The following is a 21097-nucleotide window of genomic DNA, read 5'->3' on the forward strand; positions in this document are numbered from 1 at the left end:
GCCAACGTACAGCTGATTCCGGACGTTCCGCGTCCGCTAACTCATCGCTTTCAGGTCGAGGCCGATGCCGGACGGGGCCAACAGAGTCAGCCGGTTGTGGTCGATGGTGTACGAGACCGCCGGCCCGAGCGTGGCCAGGATCGCCGCCTGCAGCCTGGCAGCCTCGGCTGTGCAGGAGTGGCCGGTGACGGCGACGTCGCTGAAAGCCAGTTCGGTGTTGGTGCGGGTGACGGTGCCGGAGAATTCGTTGCATCCGGTCCAGCCGGTCAAGCGCCCGTCGTCGAACCTGATCCACGCCTCGTCGGCGCGATGGAAGCCCTGGCGCAGATCGGCGTTGGTGATGGTGGTGACGACGCTCCACCTGATCCCGTCGAGCGGGACATCCGGTTCGGCGATCTGCCGGTCCAGCAGCGTGATCGTCGTACTTGCGGAGGTGAGGGTGAGCTCGTCGCCGTTCACGTGCCAGTTGGGTTTGCTCGTCAGGAACGTCTTGAGCCATTCCTCTTGGTTCCGAAGCGGCGGTCGGCAGCCGACCTGGGTGCCGCCGAGACCGGGGATCCACAGGGTCCCGTCGGCCAGCAGTTCACCGGCTGCGCTCGCTGCGCCCAGACTGTTGCAGCCGACGTCCGCTCGTACGACGTCGTACACCCGCGGCCCGTCCGCGTTCTTGTTGGGCGTTCGCGCGAACTCAAGCCGGATACGCGTGTTCGGGAGCAGTTGCCTGGGCTCGCCGCCTTCAACGATTGCTGTGGACAGGTATGTCTTGCCAAGCGGAGTGCCGGTCGGCGGATCCAGCACCGCGATCGCCGATCTGAACTCGCGCAGTCGGTCCAGGAGTGTGTCGGGTCCGCCGGCCGCTCGGTCCTGCATACCTGCTCGATGCAGGGTCGGCCGACCGTCCAGGTCGACACGGATCACCGTGCGGGCTCCATATCCGGCAGTCGGCGTGCGGCGGTCGTCGGCGTCGATGATCACAGTGCCGGCGGGGAACTGCGCGCGTGCTTCGGCGGCAGAGGCGGCCGGAGCTTGGCCGGTTTGGTTGGCGCTACCTCCGTAAAGGAAGGGATGACTGTCCCACAGGTACACCAGCGGCCCCCAGGACCCGTCGAAGAACAGCACGCAGCCGTCCTGGACGGCCGGCGCCAGCCACTCGGGCATCGTCGGGTCCGGCAGGATCGGCGCCAGGACGGCGATCCGCTCGGCGAGCGCGAAGTCGACCATGGCGAGGGCGCTGGTCGGCAGGTCGAGGTACCGGAACAGCTGATCGTGCGCGGCCGACGTGTGGACCGAGATGCCGACCGGGTGGTCGACAGGGCGGCCTTTCAGGAGATTCACCGCACGGGCGTCGCGGGCCACCACGGCGTACGTCAGCGGACTCGGACTCGTCACGACGACAGCCTCACCAGCCCGCAGTACCTCGACCGCGCGCAGCTGCGCGCGATCGAACTCAGGCAGGTCCATCACTGAGATGGCTCTTACCTACCCGAGGAGGTGTACGGGAGGAGGGCCATTTCGCGGGCGTTCTTGATGGCTCGGGCTATTTGTTTCTGTTGCTGGACGGTGAGGCCGGTGACGCGGCGGGAGCGGATTTTGCCGCGGTCGGAGATGAACTTGCGGAGGAGGGCGGTGTCCTTGTAGTCGATGTAGGTGATGCCGTCGCGGTCCAGCGGGTTCTGCTTCGGCTTGCGCTTGCCGGTCGGGGCCGGGCGTCGGGGCATGACGCCTCCTTTGTTGAATGTCGTTTTCAACTAGCGTAGCGCAAGGCTTCGCGGGTGGCGTGTTTCGGCCAGGGCATCGATTCGCCACACCGTTGCGGCGGTCCGGGCTTGGCGGCTGTTATACCGTCGACTGTTATGGAGCGGAATCTCACAGCCGATCAGCTCGCGCTCTTCGAGAAGGAGTTCGCGTCGAACCCGCAGTACCGGGTGATGCAGAACGCCGTCACGCAGACGCCGGTCAACAGCATCGCCCTGGATCGCCAGATCGTCACCTCGATGGACCATTCGGTGTCTCATCTGCTGGACGACTGGAAGGTCACCAACCAGAAGAAGAGCGGCCGCTGCTGGCTGTTCGCCGGCCTGAACCTGCTCCGTGTCGGCGCGGCCGAGAAGCTCGGGGTCAAGGACTTCGAGTTCTCCCAGAACTATCTGCTGTTCTGGGACAAGTTCGAGCGCTCGAACTTCTTCCTCGAGGCGATGATCGACACCGCGGACCGCGACGCCGACGACCGGACCGTCGCGCACCTGCTGTCCGACCCGATCGGTGACGGCGGCCAGTGGAACATGTTCGTCGCGCTGGTCCGCAAGCACGGCCTGGTGCCGAAGACCGCGATGCCGGAGACCGAGAGCTCGTCCGCGACCGCGCAGCTGAACGACACGCTCCGCAAGCTGCTGCGCCAGGGCGCGCGCGACCTGCGGGCGCTGGAGGGCGACGAGGCCCGGCGCGAGCGCAAGCGGGAGATCCTGACCACCGTGCACCGGGTGCTGAGCATCCACCTCGGGACGCCGCCGCAGAAGTTCCTGTGGCAGTGGAAGGACAGCGACAAGGGCTTCCACCGCGACGGCTGGACCACGCCGACCGAGTTCGCGGCGGCGTACGTGCAGCTGCCCGTCGACGAGTACGTCTGCCTCGTGCACGACCCGCGCCCGAGCAGCCCGGTCGGCCGGACGTTCACGGTGGACTACCTCGGCAACGTCATCGACGCCCCGCCGGTGGTGTACCTGAACGTCGAGATCGACCTGATCAAGCAGCTCACCAAGGACGCGATCGTCGGCGGCGAGCCGGTCTGGTTCGGCTGCGACGTCGGCAAGCAGATGAACGCCGACCTCGGCTTCTGGGACGCCAAGCTGTACGACTACGGCGCGGTGTACGACACCGACTTCACGCTGGACAAGGCCGAGCGGCTGGTGCACCACGAGACACTGATGACGCACGCGATGCTGTTCACCGGCGTCGACGTGGTGGACGGCACGCCGCGCCGGTGGCGGGTCGAGAACAGCTGGGGCGACGAGAAGGCCGACAACGGGTTCTGGACGATGAACGACTCGTGGTTCGCCGAGCACGTGTTCGAGGTCGCCGTCCGCCGTTCCGCGCTGCCGGCCGAGCTGCAGGCCCGCCTCGACGACGAGCCGATCGTGCTCCCCGCGTGGGACCCGATGGGCGCGCTAGCCGATCAGGCCTGACGCTTCCGCGGGGCGCTCGAGGGTCGGCAGGTGGCCGGCCCACGGGAGCTCGACACGCTCGGCGTTCGGGAGCCTGGCTGCCAGGTAGTCCGCGCTGTCGGCGAAGAACCTGAAGTCGTGCGCGCCCGTGACCAGTCGCACCGGCGCGCCGATCTTCTCCGGCTCGACCGGCCATTCCTCGTTGTCCACGTCACCGGCCGCGAGCTGTACGTCGTACGCGCGCTTCTGCATGACCCGGAGAAGTTCACGGGCCTCGTCGTCCGCCTCGGGGCCGATCCAGCGGCGCACTGTGAGATCGGTCGCACCGTCGACGTCGCCCGCCTCCAGCAGCGCGTTCTCCTCGCCCCACAACGCCCGCAGCTCGTCGTCCGGCTGCACGTTGTCGGTCGGCGCGCAGAGCAGCACCAGCCGCGAGAACAGCTCCGGCCGACGGCTCGCCACCTGCTGTACGACGTACCCGCCGTACGACGCGCCGACCGCCGTCACGTCCTTCGCGCCGAGCTCCTCGAGCAGGGCGAGCACGTCGCCCGCGTCGGAGTACTTCGGCGCCGACGGCGTCTCGCCGTACCCGCGCAGGTCGAGCGTGATCACTCGGTTGCTGCTCTTCAGTTCTTCCACCTGCCGGGCCCACATCCGCGAGTCGGCCACTCCGGCGTGCACCAGCAACAGATCCGGGCCGTCCCCGGTCACTGCATGAGAAATCGTCATGGCTGAACCTTCCAGGCCGCAGCCGTCGACAAGCAAACTGATTAGACCCGGACGACGGTGAAGGCCTCGGCGTAGTGGTTGGCCGGGAAGCCGGCCGCTGCGGCGACGGCCGCGAAGTTGGCGCGGATGCCGGCCCGCAGACCGTCGGGGTCGCGGTGCTGGCTGGTGTGCGACATCAGCGCCGCCATCTTCTGGTCGAAGGTGTCGGTGATGTCGACGTAGTGGTTCGCGACCGGGTGGTCCATCATCCACAGCTCGCCGACGTCCCACGCTTCCTTGGCCAGGTCCGGGTACGCGTACGGGTTCCCGGCCGCGGGATAGAACGCGCGGACCGCCGCCTCGGCCGCGGCCAGGTGATCCGGGTGGGAGACCTGCAGCCGGTGCCACGACCGCTCCGGCGACTGGGTGAGCAGCCGCTGCGGACGCACTGTGCGGATCACTCGGCTGATGTCGCGGACCAGTTGCGGGGTCGGCTCGACGGAACCGTCCTGGTAGCCGAGGAAGTGCAGGTCGCGGACGCCGACGTGCTGCGCGGCGGCGGTCTGCTCGGCCCGTCGTACGGCGGGGATCCCGGCGCGGTCCCGATCCGGCTCGAAGCCGCCCGCCTGCCCGTCGGTGACGACGCAGTACTGGACCTCGATACCGGCCTTGGTCCACAGCGCGACGGTGCCGGCGCCGCCGAAGTCGATGTCGTCAGGGTGCGCGACGACGACCAGCACACGCTCGATCTCGCGGTCCGGCCGCGGGTCCGCCTCAGGCACAGTCACGCTCCCGACCCTAACCGTTTGCCCGGGTGGGCACAGTGGAATTCATGGAGTTCGGTGGCACGTGCGACCCGCGGGACGCCGGCCTCGACCCCGGCCGGCTCGCGGAGGCGGTCGAGCTGATCGAGGCCCGGGGCGCGGTCGCGCAGCTGTGCGTCGTCCGGGACGGCCGGACGGTGGTCGACCGTTCCTTCGGGTGTTCACCGAATGCGTTGTTCTGGCTCTTTTCCGCGAGCAAGCCGTACCTCGCGGTCGTCATCCATCAGCTCGTCGAGTCCCGGCGGCTGCACCTCGACGACGCGGTCGCGGCGTACTGGCCGGAGTTCGGGCACAACGGCAAGCGGGAGATCACCGTCCGCCACGTGCTGCGGCATCGCTCGGGCCTGTCGAACGCGGGCTCGTACGTCGGTGAGGTCCGCGCGATGACGGACTGGAACCGCTCGCTGCGGCGGATCGAGGAGACCGCGCCGCGGTGGCCGATCGGGACCGTCGCGTACAGCCCGCTGGCGTTCGGGTTCGTCCTCGCCGAGGTGGCGCGGCGCTGCAGCGGGACGCCGATCGACGAGCTGGTACGGCACAACGTGCTCGAACCGCTCGGCGTCGCGGACACGTACCTCGGCCTGCCCGCCGAGCTCTGGGGCCGGCACGTGCCGATCCGCGCGACCGGTCCGCTCGGGCCGTTCATCCAGTCCGTCGTGAACCGGCGCAGCACGCGTGAGGCCGTCGTACCGGCGGCCGGGATGTCGACGACCGCGCGGGACCTGGCCGCGTTCTACCAGGCGTTGCTGGAGGGCCGGCTGCTGCGGCCCGACTCGCTCGCGATCGCGGTCGAGCCCAGCAGCGAAGGCGAGTACGACCCGGTGGCGCGGGCACCGGTGCGGTGGTCGCAGGGGTTCCAGCTCGGCGGGCCGCGGTGGATGGAGGGCACGGTGTCGTCGCTCGGGTCACTGAGCAGCCCGCGGGCGTTCGGCCACAACGGCAGCAACTGCTGCATCGGCTGGGCCGACCCGGATCGCCGGATCACGTACGCGTACCTGACCAACCGGGTCGGCCGCCCACAGCCGGACCTCCTCCACCACGCGGCCGTCGCCGACAAGGTCCTCGAAGCCGCCGGTTAGCTGAAGACGGGGAGCGGCACCCGCCCGGTGATCACCTGGTCGACGATGCCGTACTCCTTGGCGCCCTCCGCGGTCAGCACGTGGTCGCGATCGGTGTCGTGCCGCAGCTGCTCGATCGACTGCCCGGTGTGCCGCGCGAGGATGTCCTCGACCTGGCCGCGGACCCGCACCACCTCGTCGGCCTGCAGGATCAGGTCCGGGATCGTGCCCCGACCGCTCGCGGCGGGCTGGTGCAGGACGATCCGGGCATGCGGCAGGACGGCGCGGCTGCCCGGTGTCCCGGCCGCCAGCAGGACCGCGCCGGCGGAGATCGCCTGCCCGACGCAGAACGTCGCGATCGGGGACTGGATGTACTGCATCGTGTCGTAGATCGCGAGCATCGCGGTCATGTCGCCGCCCTCGCAGTTGATGAAGATCTTGATCTCCTGCTCGGGCTTGTCCGCTTCCAGATGCAGGAGCTGGGCGATCAGCGCGTTCGCGACGCCGGCGTCGATCGCCGTGCCGAGGTAGATGATGCGCTCGGCGAGCAAATGCGAGTAGACGTCCATGATGCGCTCGCCGCGGGGGTGCTGGGCGATCACGTTCGGAATCGTATAGGTGCTCATGCGGCCGCCTTTCGGGGCATCACCTGGTCGAAGGAGTCGACGATGTGGTCGATGAAGCCGTACTCGCGGGCCTGGTCCGCGGTGTACCAGTGGTCGTGCCGCGCATCCTCGTGCACGGTCTCGAACGGCTGCCCGGTGTCCTCGGCGATCAGCCCGAGCACGGTGTCGCGGATGTGCCGCAGATCGTTGGCCTGGATCTCGATCTCGACCGCGGACCCGCCGATCCCGGCGGAGCCCTGGTGCATCAGGACCCGCGCGTGCCGCAGCGCGAAACGCTTGCCCGGCGTACCGGCCGACAACAGGAACTGCCCGGCGCTGCAGGCCAGCCCGATCGCCAGCGTCGACACGTCGCACGGCACCAGCCGCATCACGTCCCGGATCGCCAGCATCGACGGCACCGAGCCGCCGGGCGAGTGGATCCACAACGCGATGTCGGTGTCCGGGTCCTCGGCCGCCAGCGTCATGATCTGGCTGGCGAGCAGGGTCCCGTTGTCGTCGTCGAGCACACCGTCCAGTACGACGATCCGCTGCCCGAGCAACCGCTGCCGGGCGGACTCGTTGAACAGCGGCGGTTTCATGTCTTCTGCCATGTCCCCACACTGACCGGGTGGCCCCTGTCCGTCCCAGCTTTTCTGCTGACGGCAAGTCTGCCCAGAGCGAAGCCGGGGGTGTGGCAATGTCCTGCGGGTGAATCTGACAGAGGACCTGACCGAGCAGGAGCGGGCGCTGCTGGAACTGACGGCGACCCCGGCGGCGACGTTGCTCGGTGCGGTTTCGATGATCCTGCGGACGACGCTGTTCAGCGAGGACCCGGCGGCGTGGGTGGACATGTGGCAGGCGCGGCCCGATCTGGCCCGCATCGAGTGGATGGACGGCCCCGAACTCGCGGACGTCGTCGCGCACCTGGCCGCGAAGGACTACGAGGGCACGATCGAGGGCGTCCCGGGACTGCGGATCACGTCGTACGACGACCACAACGCGAAGATGCACTGGCTGGGCAGCGCCGCGCCGGTCGTCCTGCACCTCACCCGGCAGCTGTCCTAGAGAACGGCCGCCAACCGGTCCGCGAAGTCGGCCGGGAAGGTGTGCCCGAGCCCGGGGATCCGCTCGATCGTGAACCCGGTCAGCTGTTCGGCCGCGCCGTCCACCGTGTCCAGCAGGTCGTCCTCGGCGCCGATCCAGATCGTTGCTGGAGACAATGGCATCGCGCCGGCCGGCAGCTCACGGAGCGCCGGAGCCATCGCGAGCACACCGGCCACGGCCATGGGCCGGCAGGTCAGCGCCCAGTCGATGGCTGCCCGCCCACCAGCGGAGAATCCCGCCGCAACGACCGGCAAACCTGCGACCGCCTGCGCCTCGGCGAGGGCCGCCGCGATGTCTGCCGCCGCCTGGTCGCGGTCGGGCCAGGTGCGGTACATCGGGGACATGCGGCGTGACGACTGGACGCAGACGAGGGCGTAGCCGTGCTTCAGCACCCCACCCCAGTCCCTTCGAGCATGGGTCGCCGTCTGCCCGGCCCCGTGCAACGCCACCACCACCCCCACTGCCTGAGCCGGCAGGTCGATCACAGGGGGAGCCGGATCGTCGGTCACACGGGTCTCGGACACCCTGACCAGTTCCTGGAATTCGGGGCGGTCCTGCACCCCGGCCAGGTCGTCGTCCTCGGTGAGGATCGCCGGCCGCCACCAGGCGCCCGCCGTACTCGCGTCGAGCAGGAGCCGCAGCGCCCCGTCGGCGTCGCCGGAGGCCCCGAGCAGGCACGCCTTCAGGTGGGCGAGCTCGGCGGCCCATGCCTCCAGGCCGTCGCTGTTCGCGTCCACCAGGTCCGCGGCCGCGCGGTACTGCTGCTCGTAGTACATGACCTCGACCCGGTCCACGAGGTCGTCGTACCGCAGTTCAGAGGCATCCACGGGCCGATCCTGGCAGCTCCGGACGCGCGGTTCGAACCGGTTTTCGGTAACTGTCGGCGGGAGCGCCTAAGGTGTTGGGTGATGACTACGCTGTTCTCGCCTGATGAGCTCCCGGTGCCGCTGGAGGAGCCGAAGACGTCCCGGACCGACCCGGATGCGCTGCTCGACGGGCTGAACCCGCAGCAGCGCGCCGCCGTGGTGCACGCCGGCAAGCCGCTGCTGGTGGTGGCCGGTGCGGGGTCGGGCAAGACCCGGGTGCTGACCCGCCGGATCGCCTACCTGCTGGCGGCCCGCGACGCGCACCCCGGCTCGATCCTGGCGATCACGTTCACCAACAAGGCGGCCGCCGAGATGCGCGAGCGCGTCGTCGACCTGGTCGGGCCGCGGGCGAAGCTGATGTGGGTCTCGACGTTCCACTCGTCCTGTGTGCGGATCCTCCGCCGCGACATCAAGCGGTTCGGGATCAACTCGACGTTCTCGATCTACGACGACACCGACTCGCGCCGGCTGATGACGCTGGTCTGCCGCGAGCTCGACCTGGACGTCAAGCGCTACAACCCGCGCGCCGTGCTGAACTGGATCAGCGCCCAGAAGAACGAGCTGGTCGACCACGAGACGGCCGCGTCGAAGGCCGAGAACCACCTCGAGCAGACGTATGCCGAGTGCTACCGGATCTACCAGGAGCGCCTCGCCCAGGCGAACGCGCTCGACTTCGACGACCTGCTGATGACCACGGTCAACCTGCTGCAGGCCTTCCCCGAGGTCCGGGAGTACTACCGCCGCCGCTTCCGCCACGTGCTCGTCGACGAGTACCAGGACACCAACCACGCGCAGTACACGCTGATCCGTGAGCTCTGCGGCGAGGACGCGGCCGACTACAACGGTCCGACCGCCCCGCCCGCCGAGCTGATGGTGGTCGGCGACTCCGACCAGTCGATCTACGCGTTCCGCGGTGCGACGATCCGCAACATCCTCGCGTTCGAGGAGGACTTCGCCGGCGCCGAGACGATCCTGCTGGAGCAGAACTACCGCTCCACCCAGACCATCCTGACCGCGGCCAACGCGGTGATCGCGCGCAACGAGGGCCGCAAGGCGAAGAACCTCTGGTCCGACCAGGGGCAGGGCGAGCAGATCGCGGTGTACGTCGCGGACAACGAGCACGACGAGGCGCAGTTCGTCGCCGACGAGATCGACCGGCTGGCCGACGCCGACGGGGTGAAGCCGTCGGACGTCGCGGTCTTCTACCGGACCAACGCGCAGTCGCGGGTGTTCGAAGAGGTGTTCATCCGCACCGGCCATCCGTACAAGGTGGTCGGCGGCGTCCGGTTCTACGAGCGCAAGGAGGTCCGCGACGCGCTCGCGTACCTGCGGGTGCTGGTGAACCCGGAGGACACCGTCTCGCTGCGCCGAATCATGAACGAGCCCAAGCGCGGGATCGGCGACCGCGCCGAGGCCGCGATCGAGGCGCTCGCGCAGCGGGACCGGATCTCGTTCGCGCAGGCGATGCGCCGGGCCCAGGACGCACCGGCGATGGCGTCGCGGTCGGTGAACGCCGTGCAGGCCTTCGTCGACATCCTCGACGAGCTGACCGCGATGGTCGACTCGGGCGCGCCGCCGGACGACATCCTCGACGTCGCGCTGCACCGCTCGGGCTACTACGAGACCCTGCAGAAGTCGCCGGACCCGCAGGACGAGACCCGCCTGGAGAACCTGGACGAGTTCATCTCCGTGGCGCGCGAGTTCGTCGAGGAGCGGACCGCGGCCGGCGAGGCCGCCGACCTGCAGGCGTTCCTGGAGCGGGTCGCGCTGGTCGCCGACGCCGACCAGATCCCGGACGCGGCCGACGACGGCGGCGTGGTCACGCTGATGACGCTGCACACCGCGAAGGGCCTGGAGTTCCCGGTGGTGTTCCTGACCGGCATGGAGGACGGCGTCTTCCCGCACTCCCGGTCGCTGACCGACCTGAAGGAGCTCGAGGAGGAGCGCCGGCTGGCGTATGTCGGCATCACCCGGGCCCGGCAGCGACTGGCGATCTCCCGCGCCGCGGTGCGTTCGGCGTACGGCGCTCCGCAGCACAACCCGCCGTCGCGGTTCCTGGAGGAGATCCCGGCCGAGCTGCTCGACTGGCGCCGCGACGAGTCCGCGATCACCCGCTGGTCGGGGACCGGCACGAGCCGCGGCAGCGGAATCCCGAGCCGGTACGAGCCGGCCCGCAAGACCGCCTCCGACAAGCCGGTGATCAGCCTCAACCCGGGCGACCGGGTGGTGCACGACAGCTTCGGGATGGGCACCGTCGTGGTGGTCCGCGGCGAGGGTCAGCAGGCCCAGGCCGACATCGATTTCGGCTCCGAGGGCGTCAAACGCCTGCTCCTGCGCTACGCACCGGTGGAGAAGATCTAGTCAACTTCTTGGACGGGTGCGTTGCATCTGACCCGGAGATTGAGACAATCAAGGATCTTCGGCCCACTCCCGGAAGTGCCCCGCTCATGTCCAAGTCGTCGGCCAGCAACCGCCGGATCATCCTGGCGGGGGCGAATCCTGGGCTGCGACTGTTCGACGAGAAGGGCAAGGTCACGGCGTACGCGTCGATCTGGCTGGTCGACTGGTCGATCCGCGGCTCCGGTACGGCGGTGGTGCTGTGGTTCGACGGGATCGTCCGGGTGGTGTCCGAGGACCCCGATCTGGCCGCCTGGCTGGAGTCGTACTTCGTCCGCTCGTTCCTCGAGGTCCAGGGCCTGCCGTGGCACGAGCCGGCCGTCGAGCGGGACCTGGTCCAGGTCTCGATGAACCTCGCCGACGGGTTGAGCGCCAAGGCCGCGGACATCCAGATCGAGATGAGCGGCGTCCTCGACCGCCGGCTGTTCGCGACCGACAACTTCCAGCTCGCCGACGGCAACCACAGCCTCAGCCTGGTGATCGCCCCGGTCCGCGCCGCCACGGTGTCGATCGGCGGCGCGTCGGTCCCGGGCTTCGTCCAGGTCGACGGCTCACCGGACAAACCGGGCTCGTCGGCGTTCCTGACCACCGCCGAGGTCTGGCAGCGCTGACCGTTCCCTGGCCGTCCCTTACGCTGTAAGCCCAGCGTCGGAAGGGAATCCAGGTGGCACAGGCGAACTCCGAGCCACGGGCGCCGCTGAGTCGCGAGCTGTTGCTCCGGGCCGCGGTCGCGATCGCCGACGCCGACGGGCTCGAGGCGGTCACGATGCGCCGCGTCGGCGAGGCGGTCGGCGCCGAGGCGATGTCGCTCTACCACCACGTCGCGAACAAGGGTGATCTGCTCGACGGTCTGGTCGACCTGGTGATGGCCGAGATCGACGAGCGCGTCGAACGGACCGCCGTACCGGGCGACACCTGGCAGCAGGCGATGCGGCGCCGGATCCTGTCGGCGCGCGAAGTGATGCTGCAGCACCCGTGGGCGCCGCGACTGTTCGAGACGCGGCCCACCATGAGCCTCGCGGTGGTCCGGTATCACGACCGGTTGGTCGGGTTGATGCGCGCCGGCGGATTCTCGTACGACCTCGCCCACCACGCGCTGCATGCCTTGGGCAGCAGGGCTCTCGGGTTCTCCCAGGAACTGTTCGATCCGGCCGCGAGCGCCGGCCCGGCGTCCGAGCGGATGCTCCGGGAGTTGGCCGACCAGGTCCCGCACCTGACCGGGATGCTGGCCGAGATCGCGCACGACGACCCGGTCGGGACGATCGGCTGGTGCGACGACCAGGCCGAGTTCGAGTTCGCCCTCGACCTGCTGCTCGACGGTCTCGACCGCCGGCGCTGACCGCGCCAGGCCCCTTGACGTCCCTTACGGCGTAAGGCAACCTTACGCCGTAAGGAGCCTTACGTTGTAAGGGGGATGGGATGAAGGCCGTCGTTCAGCACGAGTACGGAGCGCCCGACGTTCTGGCGTTCGCCGACGTCGACAAGCCCGAGCCGGCCGCCGGCGAGGTCCTGGTGCGGGTGCACGCCGCGTCGGTGAACGCGCGCGACTGGCACGTGCTCCGCGGCGATCCGTACATCGCCCGCCCGTCCGCCGATCTCGGCCTGCGGCGGCCGAACGTCGCGATTCGCGGCACGGACTTCGCCGGGCACGTGGAAGCGGTCGGCCCGGGAGTCACCGACGTACAGGTGGGCGCCGAGGTGTACGGCGAGGCGCCGCGGGCGTTCGCGGAGTACGTCGCCGTGCCGCAGGACCGGGTCGCGGCGAAACCGGCCGGCCTCGGCTTCGAGGAGGCGGCCGCGCTGCCGCTCGCGGCGAACACCGCGTTGACGTGTCTCCGCGACGCCGCGAAGGTCCGGCCGGCGCAGCACGTGCTGATCAACGGCGCGGCCGGTGGTGTCGGCACGTTCGCGGTGCAGATCGCCAAGGTCCTCGGTGCGACGGTCACGGCGGTCTGCAGCACTCGGAACGTCGACCTGCTCAGCTCGCTCGGCGCCGACGACGTCGTCGACTACTCGACGTCGGACTTCAGCCGTCGGGATCGGCGGTACGACGTGATCCTCGACCTGGTCGGCAACAGGTCGCTGACCGCCCTACGGCGCGCACTCGTCTGCCGCGGGGTACTCGTCCTGTCCGGTGGCGGGCTGTACGGCGGCGGTAGCGTGTTCGGTCCGCTCGGGCTGATGATCCGCGGGCAACTGTCGAGGCCGTTCGTGCCGCAGCGGGTCGTGATGTTCAACGCCGTTCCCAGCAAGGCCAACCTGACGACGCTGCGGGAGTACGCCGACGCCGGGCAACTCACCCCGGTCATCGACCGGACCTTCCCGCTCTCCGCCGCTGCCGAAGCGATCCGCTACGTCGAAACCGGCCACACCCGCGGCAAGGTCGTGATCACGGTCTGAGCGCCCACCAGTTCTCCATCCGCTCCACGGCCCGCTGGTCGCCGTCGAGCACCCGCTGCAGCCGGAACAGGTACGCCGCGATCCCCGCCGCGCCCTGCATCCATCCGACGCCCGGCGGCAGCAGCGGATCCTCGTTGCGGTGCTCGACGAACCGCCAGTACCCCTCCGGGTGCGCGTGGTCGAGCAGCGTGTCGCCCATCCGTACGGCGAAGTCCCGGTCCTGCTTCTCGCCGTCGCGCTGCCATGCGTCCAGGAACGCGTCGCCGACACCCGCCGTACCGCAGCAGCGGCCGTCGTTGTCCCAGAACCCCGGACGGAGCCGCTCGGGGATGCCGGAGTACCGCACACTGTCGAGGCACCGACGCCGCCAGGTCCGCGGTGTCTGGCCCGCGACCTGCTCGACGCCGGCGTGCTCGAGGGCGCTGAACGTCAACGCGGTCCCGGCGCCGCCGTGGCACCAGTTGAAGGTGAACTCGTCGCCGTGCCGCTCCGCCCACGGAATCACCCGCGGCACCCGGAACCCGCGCTCGTCGGTGATCCCGATCGTGACCAGGTGCTCGGCGCCGCGCCGCGCCGCGTCCACGAGCTCCGGGCGGCCGAGCTCGGTCCCGGCCAGCGCGAGCACCGCCGCGATCCCCGCGAGCCCGTGGGTGAAGTTCGGCATCTCGGTCGGCTCGTCGGTCCGGAACCGGCGGGACACGAACTGCCAGTCGAGCCCGGTCGGCAGCTCCTCCCGTTCGCCGAGCAGCAGGTCCGCGGCCCGGCCCGCGAGCGCCGAGGCGTCGTCACCGCGGCGGGTCGCCCACAGGGCCCCGAGCAGGATCGCGCCGGTTCCGAGCGTGACGTCGTTGCCGACCGCATCGGGCGCGTACCGCGGCTCGTCGAGGAAGGTCTCGTGCCAGCCGTTGCCGGTCGCAAGGGACTGCAGGCGTGCGAGCGCGGCGCCGGTGCCCGGCTCGTCGAGTGCGGTGAAGACCCCGATCGAGCTGACCAGCCCGTCGAAGAAGGTGGTCACCGTGGTCGTCGGAATCGTTGCGCGGACCCGGTCCGCGATGGCCGTCGCGAGGTCCTGCTCGGCCTGGGTCCACGCGCGGGTCAGCCGGATCTCGGCCAGCACGTGTGCGAGCCCGCCGACACCGCTGTGCATGCCATCGGGGTACCTGTCGGGGGTGTCGCTGCCGCCGAAATCAGGGATCCACGGGCCCTTGTCGTCCCACCGGACCTGGCTCAGTGTCCAGGACCAGGCCTGTTCGGCCACCTCGCCGTACGTCATGGCTGGGCGTTGCGGAGCCGGATGCCGCTGAACTCGAGAGAGCTGGTGACGACCGCGGCGTCCTCGGGAGTGGTGTTCGGCCCGACCCAGGCCATCGCGCGCGGGCACTGCCGCGGGAACCAGTAGTCGGGGGCCCGGTCGTGGCCGACGGCCCAGACGTACGGGGTGATCTTGTCGCCGGTCCTGGCGACGTAAGGCCGGAAGATCTCGATCGTCGGATCCTCGGAGAAATGCAGAACCTCACCAACTGCCGGACGCATGCCGGCAGCTTAGTCAAGGAGTCGTTACGGGTTCAGGCCACAGTGGTTGCGCAGCCACGGCATCGGGTTGATCGGCTCGCCGCCGTCCGGCCGGACCTCGAAGTGCAGGTGCGGGCCGGTGGTGTTGCCGGTCATGCCGACCCGGCCGACCTCGTCGCCGGCGTACACGGTCTCGCCGACCTCGACGCTGAACTTCGACATGTGGTTGTACCAGGTGACGGTGCCGTCCTCGTGCCGGACCTGGACCTGACGGCCGTACGGACCGGCCCAGTCGGCGAAGATCACCACGCCCTTCATCACGGACCCGATCCGGGTGCCGATCGGGGCGGCGAAGTCGGTGCCGGTGTGGTTGCGGGCCCAGCGGCTGCCGCCCTGCCCGAACGTCGCGGTGATGTGGTAGCCGGAGATCATCATCTCGCAGCGGGTGGCCGACTCGCGGAGCTTCTGCTCGGCAGCCTCGGTCTTTGCCTTCGCGGCGGCCAGTGCGCTCGCCCGCTTGGCGGTCAGGGCCTGGGTGGCGCTGAGCTTCACCGCCCGGGCCTGCGCCAGCTTCGCCGCGGCGGACTGCTTCTTGGTGGTGGTCGTGTCGGCCAGCTGGACCCGGGAGGAGTCACGGGTGGCGAGCTGGCGCGCCTGGATGCGGGCCGTGGTGATACCGGACAGCTGCTGACCACTGTCCAGGCTGAGCGCGGCGAGGTTCACCGCGGAGTTCGCCTGGGTCGGCGACGCCAGTGAGCTGTGACTGAAGCCGACAGCTCCGGCTGCCGCGGCGAGCGCGGCGGTCAATCCGACGATCTGGCTACTGCTGGGGGTATTACGCCTGGCAACGCGATGTTTTGCACTCTGACGTCCTGCGCCGGGCTTGCGCGCAGCATTGCCGGGCGTGACGCGGTCGCCCGCGGCACGGTGCTGGGACACAACGTGGCCTTTCGGTCACAGGGGAGGGGCTTGGAGCTTGTCCTGCAGCCGCCTGGAGGGTTTATTCCCCGGGAGGACTCACAGACCATAACGGAAGGGTCACGGGGTGACAAACCCCGCCGCCCACTTTTCCGCGGCTCCTTCACGAAACTTTTGCATGAGCCGCTGCACGTGCATCCGGCGGAAGCGCCCAGGAAGCTTCCTGGTCAGGCAGTTTTGGGCTCTTCGTCCAGATGTGCCAGTACGCCGGTGATGCGATGCACGACCTCGCCGTGGAACGGCAAGGACAGGTGGCCCACGCCGTGCACCCGGACATTGCTCGCCGTCAGGTCAGGGTGACGGATCCGGGCCCTGCGCTGCGGCACGATCAGCTGGTCGACGTCGCTGTAGAACGCGACGAACCGGGTGTCGCAGTCCGGCGCCGGCTCGGCCAGTTCCGCCATCAGTTCGCTGTCCGGCCGGACCTGCTTGACCAGCGGCCACGGCAGCAGCTTGGCGGCGACGGTGCCCTGGTGCGGCGTGCCCAGCGTGACGCACGTGTGCACGCGCGCGTCGCCGCCCAGGCGCTGGACGTAGTACCGCGCGATCAGCCCGCCGAGGCTGTGCCCGACGACGTGGATCTGGTCCGACCCGGACGCTTCGCAGATCGCCTCGATCTCCCGCCCCATCCGCTCGGCGGTGCGGCGGATGTCCAGCGTGAGCGGTGAGTACGAGAACGTGTGGATGCGGCTGAACCCGCGACGGATCAGCTGCCGGCGCATCAGCGCGAAGATGGTGTGGTTGTCGATGATCCCGTGCGCCAGCAGGAGCGGCGTACCGGCGGCCCGGACGTCGCTGACGAGCAGGCCGCGCTGAGCCGGGCCGAGGCCGGCGAGGTTCAGTCGCGCGGGCAGTTCGGGGGCGCCGCGGACCAGGCCGAGCGGGTACATCGCCAGATGCGTGGTCAGCCAGCCGATCTCGACCGCCGCTCCCTGCAGCACGCTGGGCGAGAGGGCCGAGCGGGCGCCGTACGCGAGCCCGTCCAGCGCGCCGCGGACCTCGTCCTGCCAGGTGCTCATGGCGACTCCTCACCAAACCAGACCCCCCGGTGGTCCGATCTCTTCCAAGGTAACCGGTTCCCATCCTGCGTGTGGGGGAACACACGCCTCCGTGTCTTATCCGTGAGGAACACCAGCGGTTAGCCTGCCCCCATGCCTGCTACGAGTCCGTTGCGCGTCGTCGTCGCCAAGCCCGGTCTGGACGGTCACGACCGCGGTGCCAAGGTCGTCGCCCGCGCCCTGCGGGACGCCGGCATGGAGGTCATCTACACCGGTCTGCACCAGACGCCGGAACAGATCGTCGAGACGGCGATCGCCGAGGACGCCGACGCCATCGGGCTGTCGGTGCTGTCCGGCGCGCACATGACCCTGTTCAAGCGCGTCCGCGAGCTGCTCACCGAGCGGGACGCCGAGGACATCGTGGTGTTCGGCGGCGGCATCATCCCCGACGCCGACCTGCAGCCGCTGGCCGAACTCGGGGTGCACAAGATCTTCACCCCGGGCGCGACGACCACCGAAATCGTCGACTGGGTGCGCAGCAACGTCGGGGACGCCTCGGCGACCTCGGCCTGACCCCGCAGCCTGGTTCCGCATCACTCCGGAGCGTAATGACGACTGCCCGGAGTCGTTCTGAACAGTCATGCCCTGTTCAGTCAGGTTACTAATCGGTAATACCGAATCGTTAAGAAATACCCGGTTGTGCGGGCTTCCCAAACGCGGTCGCATACAGCCATGCGGCTGTCCGTTTCAGAGACCGTCCGGCCGGGTTGTGTGTGGCTCAGAACACATCGGCCCGTTCTCGGTTACTGTCCGGACAGGGCGGATCGCAGCGCGGTGGGGGACTGCGACCTGCTGACGCAGGACCCAAGCGATGTCCCATCGGGAGAGGGCAGGTAAACGATGAGGTTTGAACGATCACACGCACGCAGGACGGCTTTCGTGGCCGTCGCAAGCAGCTTCGCGCTGCTCGCCACCGCGTGTGGTAGTGGCGACGACGGAAGCAGCAGCGGCGGGGGCAGCAGCTCGGCCGGAGCGCTCGAGGGCCGGGGACCGATCACCTTCGCCACCGGCAAGGACACGTCCGGAAACCTGCAGAACCAGCTCAACGCCTGGAACTCTTCGCACCCGAACGAGAAGGTGGAGCTGAAGGAGCTGCCCGAGGACGCCGACGCACAGCGCCAGCAGATGGTGCAGAACGCGCAGGCGCAGTCCGACGCGTTCAGCGTGCTGAACATGGACGTCGTGTGGACGTCGGAGTTCGCCGCGAACCAGTGGATCACCCAGATCCCCGAGGACAAGGTGCCCGACCTGGGCAAGCTGATCCCGGCGACGGTGGAGACCGCGAAGTACCGGGACAAGCTGTACGGCGTGCCGGTCACCTCCGACGGCGGTCTGCTCTACTACCGCAAGGACCTGCTGACGAAGGCCGGTATTGCGGAGGCCCCGAAGACCTGGGACGAGATGCTCGCCGCGTGCCAGAAGGTGGCCGCGCTGCCCGAGGGCAAGGGCATGGGCTGCTATTCGGGGCAGTTCGAGAAGTACGAGGGCCTGACCGTCAACTTCTCCGAGGCCGTCAACTCGGCCGGCGGCGAGGTCGTCGGCAAGGACGGCAAGCCGAACGTCAACACCCCCGAGGCCAAGGCCGGCCTCGACGAGCTGGTGAACGGCTTCAAGACCGGCGCCATCCCGAAGGCCGCGATCACCTACAAGGAGGAGGAGAGCCGCCGCGCCTTCCAGGACGGCAAGCTGCTCTTCCTGCGCAACTGGCCGTACGTCTACTCGCTGGCGAACAAGACCGACGGCTCGTCGAAGATCGCCGGTAAGTTCGCGGTCGCGCCGCTGCCGGGCAAGTCCGGCGCCGGTGTCTCCTCGCTCGGTGGTCACGACTACGCGATCAGCTCGTTCGCGAAGAACAAGGCCACCGCGATCGACTTCATCAACTTCATGGCGAGCGAGGAGCGTCAGAAGGCGAACATCGAGAAGACGTCGCAGGCGCCGACCTGGCAGTCGCTGTACGACGACGCCGCGCTGAACAAGCAGTTCCCGTACCTGGCGCCGCTGAAGGCGTCGATCCTCGGTGCGCAGCCGCGCCCGCGGGTGGTCAAGTACGGCGACGTCACGGCCGCGATCCAGCAGGCCGCGTACGACGCGCTGAACGGCAAGATGACGTCGGACCAGGCGTTGTCCGGGCTGCAGACCAAGCTCGAATCGCTCATCACGCAATGACCGTCGTGCCGGGGCCGGTGTGTGGGGAGGTTGTGACCACGCACCGGCCCCGGCCAGTCCCTGCCCCGGCTCCGGCCGGGAAGCAAAGGAGGCACAGGTGACTGCAAGTACGCCGGTCGCGGAACGGCCGGTCAAGGAGCCGAAGCGCCAGCAACGGTTCGACGAGGGCACCGGCCGGCTGGCCGCGACACTGCTCTCCCCGACGCTGCTCGTCCTGGGCGTCGTCGTGTTGTTCCCGATCATGGCCGCGCTGCGGGACTCGCTCTACCAGAGCGGTCAGCGGCTCGACGAGAACGGGTTCATCGTCAAGGGCTCGACGTTCGTCGGGCTCGACAACTACACCGCCATCTTCAAGGGCGAGACCGGCGACCGGTTCTGGAACGCGTTCTACAACACGTCGTTCTTCACCGTGGTCTGCGTGATCCTCGAGACCGCCCTCGGTGTCGCGATGGCGCTGATCATGCACAAGGCCTTCAAGGGCCGCGGCATCGTCCGGGCCAGCATCCTGGTCCCGTGGGCGATCCCGACCGTCATCTCGGCGCTGCTGTGGAAGTGGATCTTCCAGGCCGACGGCATCGCCAACGCGGTGATCGGCACCCAGGTGCTGTGGTCGACCGAGGGCTGGCAGTCGAAGCTGTCGGTCGTCATCGCCGACACCTGGAAGACCGCACCGTTCATCGGCCTCCTGGTCCTGGCCGGGCTGCAGACCATCCCGGCCGAGGTCTACGAGGCCGCGAAGGTCGACGGAGCCAACGCCTGGAAGACCTTCACCCGGATCACGCTGCCGCTGGTGAAGCCGGCGCTGCTGGTGGCGGTGCTGTTCCGGATCCTCGACACGCTGCGGATCTTCGACCTGCCGTTCGTGCTCGTCGGTGCGCACAAGAACTCGGTCGAGACACTGTCGATGCTGGCCTACGACGAGGCCTTCAACACCAGATTCGGTCCGGCGGCCGCCTATGCGACGGTGCTGTTCATCTACGTCGCGGTCGTCGCCTATCTGTTCGTGAAGATCCTCGGCGCCGATGTCATCGGCGAAGCCAGAGCCAAGAAGCGCGGCGGTGGACGCCGGAAGAAGAACGGCAACGCGGATACGGCAGCCGCGCGGGCCGTCGTCGCCGCTGGCGCCGGTCCGGGTACTGGAGGGAACGTCTGATGGCTACCGCAACCGCACAGCCCCGGGCCGACGCGGCTCAGGTCCGGGCCGCCGAGTCCGGCTGGGTCAAGCGCTGGCTGCCGCTGCTCGGCGTCGCGCTGATCGTGATCTACTGCCTGGCGCCGTTCTACTGGATGGTCGTCTCGGCGTTCCGCCGGCCGGCCGACCAGTTCTCGAACGCGCTGATCCCGTCGCCGTTCTCGATCCAGAACTTCAAGGACGTGTTCAGCGGCAACAACGGGTTCCCCCGTGGTCTGCTGAACAGCCTGATCGTGGCCGGCTCGGTGACGATCCTGACGCTGGTGATCGGCATGATCGCCGCGTACACGCTGGCTCGGCTCGACTTCCGGGGCAAGAACCTCGTGCTGGCGATCATCATCACCACGTCGATGTTCCCGGGCATCTCGCTGGTGGTGCCGCTGCTGAAGCTGTTCGTCGACATCAAGTGGATCAACACCTACCAGGCGATGATCGTGCCGAGCCTGTCGTTCGCACTGCCGCTGGCGGTGTGGAACCTGACCGCGTTCTTCCGGCAGATGCCGCAGGAACTCGAGCAGGCGGCGATGGTGGACGGCTGTACGCCGGCCCAGGCGTTCCGCAAGGTCATCATCCCGTTGGCGGCGCCCGGTGTGTTCACCACCGCGATCATCACGTTCATCGCGGCCTGGAACGAGTTCCTGATCGCGCTGAGCATGACCAACAAGAAGTCGATCCAGACGGCGAACGTGATCGTCTCGCAGTTCACCGGGACCACGGGCCGTGACCAACCGTTCGGCAGCCAGATGGCCGCCGGTGTGGTGGTCACGATCCCGCTCGTGATCGCCGTCCTGCTGTTCCAGCGCCGTATCGTCGCCGGCCTCACGGCAGGTGGCGTGAAGTGAGCTGGCGGGACCGGCGCGAACAGGATCGCCGGGACCGGGAAGAGCGTGACCGGCGGGACCGGGAGGACCGGGACCGCCGCGATCGCGAGGACCGGGACCGCCGGGACCGGGAAGACCGGGACCGCCGCGATCGCGAGCGCTACCGCTAGGTGACGACACAGAGGGCCGGGGCCGACCAAGGTCCCGGCCCGACGTGTGTTCACGGAATGGCGGCAGCTGAGGACGC

Annotated in this window: 23 protein-coding genes; 12 read left to right on the forward strand and 11 right to left on the reverse strand. The window is 69.1% G+C overall.

Translation table 11 applies throughout. The features are described from left to right. Positions 1 to 36 precede the first annotated feature (36 nt). Positions 37 to 1461, reverse strand: coding sequence for an META domain-containing protein (locus ABZX12_RS23155; RefSeq protein WP_355696136.1), 1425 nt, complete (start codon positions 1459 to 1461; stop codon positions 37 to 39). A gap of 14 nt (positions 1462 to 1475) precedes the next feature. Next, positions 1476 to 1718 carry a 30S ribosomal protein S18 gene (rpsR, locus tag ABZX12_RS23160; RefSeq protein ID WP_355473940.1) on the reverse strand — a complete coding sequence of 81 codons (243 nt, stop codon included), beginning with the start codon at positions 1716 to 1718 and terminating at the stop codon, positions 1476 to 1478. Between the two features lie 135 nt (positions 1719 to 1853). Here rpsR and ABZX12_RS23165 point away from each other — a divergent pair, with 135 nt between their 5' ends. Then, positions 1854 to 3182, forward strand: a complete 1329-nt coding sequence (locus ABZX12_RS23165) for a C1 family peptidase (protein ID WP_355696137.1) — start codon at positions 1854 to 1856, stop codon at positions 3180 to 3182. On the opposite strand, the gene ABZX12_RS23170 is transcribed toward ABZX12_RS23165, so the two are convergent. Both ABZX12_RS23170 and ABZX12_RS23175 read right to left on the reverse strand, forming a co-directional pair. Continuing rightward, a complete protein-coding gene (locus ABZX12_RS23170; RefSeq protein WP_355696139.1) occupies positions 3165 to 3890 on the reverse strand; it encodes an alpha/beta hydrolase in 726 nt (241 codons plus the stop codon). The two genes, ABZX12_RS23165 and ABZX12_RS23170, sit on opposite strands and share 18 nt — an antisense overlap. Positions 3891 to 3931: 41 nt before the next feature. Next, positions 3932 to 4657 carry a PIG-L deacetylase family protein gene (locus tag ABZX12_RS23175; protein WP_355696141.1) on the reverse strand — a complete coding sequence of 242 codons (726 nt, stop codon included), beginning with the start codon at positions 4655 to 4657 and terminating at the stop codon, positions 3932 to 3934. 44 nt (positions 4658 to 4701) lie between these two features. Between ABZX12_RS23175 and ABZX12_RS23180 the strand changes: the two genes are divergently transcribed. Beyond that, positions 4702 to 5772, forward strand: a complete 1071-nt coding sequence (locus ABZX12_RS23180) for a serine hydrolase domain-containing protein (RefSeq protein ID WP_355696143.1) — start codon at positions 4702 to 4704, stop codon at positions 5770 to 5772. Here the strand turns inward: ABZX12_RS23180 and ABZX12_RS23185 are convergent. Both ABZX12_RS23185 and ABZX12_RS23190 read right to left on the reverse strand, forming a co-directional pair. Continuing rightward, complete coding sequence (locus ABZX12_RS23185) at positions 5769 to 6377, reverse strand: ATP-dependent Clp protease proteolytic subunit (protein WP_355696145.1); 609 nt, start codon at positions 6375 to 6377, stop codon at positions 5769 to 5771. The two genes, ABZX12_RS23180 and ABZX12_RS23185, sit on opposite strands and share 4 nt — an antisense overlap. After that, positions 6374 to 6967, reverse strand: coding sequence for an ATP-dependent Clp protease proteolytic subunit (locus ABZX12_RS23190; protein ID WP_355696147.1), 594 nt, complete (start codon positions 6965 to 6967; stop codon positions 6374 to 6376). The genes ABZX12_RS23185 and ABZX12_RS23190 overlap by 4 nt, the downstream gene beginning before the upstream one ends. A gap of 97 nt (positions 6968 to 7064) precedes the next feature. Between ABZX12_RS23190 and ABZX12_RS23195 the strand changes: the two genes are divergently transcribed. Further along, complete coding sequence (locus tag ABZX12_RS23195; protein WP_355696149.1) at positions 7065 to 7421, forward strand: hypothetical protein; 357 nt, start codon at positions 7065 to 7067, stop codon at positions 7419 to 7421. On the opposite strand, the gene ABZX12_RS23200 is transcribed toward ABZX12_RS23195, so the two are convergent. Continuing rightward, entirely contained in the window at positions 7418 to 8287 is an 870-nt protein-coding gene (locus ABZX12_RS23200; protein WP_355696150.1) for a phospholipase, read from the reverse strand. The two genes, ABZX12_RS23195 and ABZX12_RS23200, sit on opposite strands and share 4 nt — an antisense overlap. A gap of 81 nt (positions 8288 to 8368) precedes the next feature. Between ABZX12_RS23200 and pcrA the strand changes: the two genes are divergently transcribed. The 4 genes from pcrA to ABZX12_RS23220 all read left to right on the forward strand — a co-directional run bounded on the left by pcrA (position 8369) and on the right by ABZX12_RS23220 (position 13123). Further along, positions 8369 to 10687, forward strand: a complete 2319-nt coding sequence (gene pcrA / locus ABZX12_RS23205; RefSeq protein WP_355696152.1) for a DNA helicase PcrA — start codon at positions 8369 to 8371, stop codon at positions 10685 to 10687. 86 nt (positions 10688 to 10773) lie between these two features. Next, on the forward strand, positions 10774 to 11334 hold the full coding sequence (locus tag ABZX12_RS23210) for a hypothetical protein (protein ID WP_355696154.1): 561 nt from the start codon (positions 10774 to 10776) through the stop codon (positions 11332 to 11334). 53 nt (positions 11335 to 11387) lie between these two features. After that, the gene (locus ABZX12_RS23215) at positions 11388 to 12062 is read left to right on the forward strand and encodes a TetR/AcrR family transcriptional regulator C-terminal domain-containing protein (RefSeq protein WP_355696156.1); all 675 of its coding nucleotides are present in this window, start codon (positions 11388 to 11390) and stop codon (positions 12060 to 12062) included. An 80-nt stretch (positions 12063 to 12142) separates the two neighbouring features. After that, the gene (locus tag ABZX12_RS23220) at positions 12143 to 13123 is read left to right on the forward strand and encodes an NAD(P)-dependent alcohol dehydrogenase (protein WP_355696158.1); all 981 of its coding nucleotides are present in this window, start codon (positions 12143 to 12145) and stop codon (positions 13121 to 13123) included. Here ABZX12_RS23220 and ABZX12_RS23225 read toward each other — a convergent pair. From ABZX12_RS23225 to ABZX12_RS23240, 4 genes are all read right to left on the reverse strand, one after another. Continuing rightward, on the reverse strand, positions 13113 to 14396 hold the full coding sequence (locus ABZX12_RS23225) for a lanthionine synthetase LanC family protein (RefSeq protein ID WP_355696159.1): 1284 nt from the start codon (positions 14394 to 14396) through the stop codon (positions 13113 to 13115). The two genes, ABZX12_RS23220 and ABZX12_RS23225, sit on opposite strands and share 11 nt — an antisense overlap. After that, positions 14393 to 14656, reverse strand: a complete 264-nt coding sequence (locus tag ABZX12_RS23230; protein WP_355696161.1) for a DUF6886 family protein — start codon at positions 14654 to 14656, stop codon at positions 14393 to 14395. Before ABZX12_RS23230 ends, ABZX12_RS23225 begins: the two co-directional genes overlap by 4 nt. A gap of 24 nt (positions 14657 to 14680) precedes the next feature. Beyond that, entirely contained in the window at positions 14681 to 15442 is a 762-nt protein-coding gene (locus ABZX12_RS23235) for a M23 family metallopeptidase (protein ID WP_355696162.1), read from the reverse strand. A 338-nt stretch (positions 15443 to 15780) separates the two neighbouring features. Beyond that, on the reverse strand, positions 15781 to 16632 hold the full coding sequence (locus ABZX12_RS23240; protein WP_355696163.1) for an alpha/beta fold hydrolase: 852 nt from the start codon (positions 16630 to 16632) through the stop codon (positions 15781 to 15783). 132 nt (positions 16633 to 16764) lie between these two features. Here ABZX12_RS23240 and ABZX12_RS23245 point away from each other — a divergent pair, with 132 nt between their 5' ends. The 5 genes from ABZX12_RS23245 (at position 16765) to ABZX12_RS23265 (ending at position 21020) form a co-directional block, all read left to right on the forward strand. Further along, entirely contained in the window at positions 16765 to 17184 is a 420-nt protein-coding gene (locus tag ABZX12_RS23245) for a cobalamin B12-binding domain-containing protein (RefSeq protein ID WP_355473907.1), read from the forward strand. A gap of 366 nt (positions 17185 to 17550) precedes the next feature. Beyond that, the gene (locus ABZX12_RS23250; RefSeq protein ID WP_355696164.1) at positions 17551 to 18837 is read left to right on the forward strand and encodes an ABC transporter substrate-binding protein; all 1287 of its coding nucleotides are present in this window, start codon (positions 17551 to 17553) and stop codon (positions 18835 to 18837) included. 97 nt (positions 18838 to 18934) lie between these two features. Further along, a complete protein-coding gene (locus tag ABZX12_RS23255; RefSeq protein WP_355696166.1) occupies positions 18935 to 19990 on the forward strand; it encodes a sugar ABC transporter permease in 1056 nt (351 codons plus the stop codon). Further along, positions 19990 to 20871: a carbohydrate ABC transporter permease gene (locus tag ABZX12_RS23260; RefSeq protein WP_355696167.1), complete on the forward strand. Its 882-nt coding sequence runs from the start codon at positions 19990 to 19992 to the stop codon at positions 20869 to 20871. The genes ABZX12_RS23255 and ABZX12_RS23260 overlap by 1 nt, the downstream gene beginning before the upstream one ends. Next, a complete protein-coding gene (locus ABZX12_RS23265) occupies positions 20868 to 21020 on the forward strand; it encodes a hypothetical protein (protein ID WP_355696169.1) in 153 nt (50 codons plus the stop codon). Before ABZX12_RS23260 ends, ABZX12_RS23265 begins: the two co-directional genes overlap by 4 nt. Positions 21021 to 21097 lie beyond the last annotated feature (77 nt).

The organism is Kribbella sp. NPDC003505 (assembly GCF_040610875.1).
GTDB lineage: Bacteria > Actinomycetota > Actinomycetes > Propionibacteriales > Kribbellaceae > Kribbella.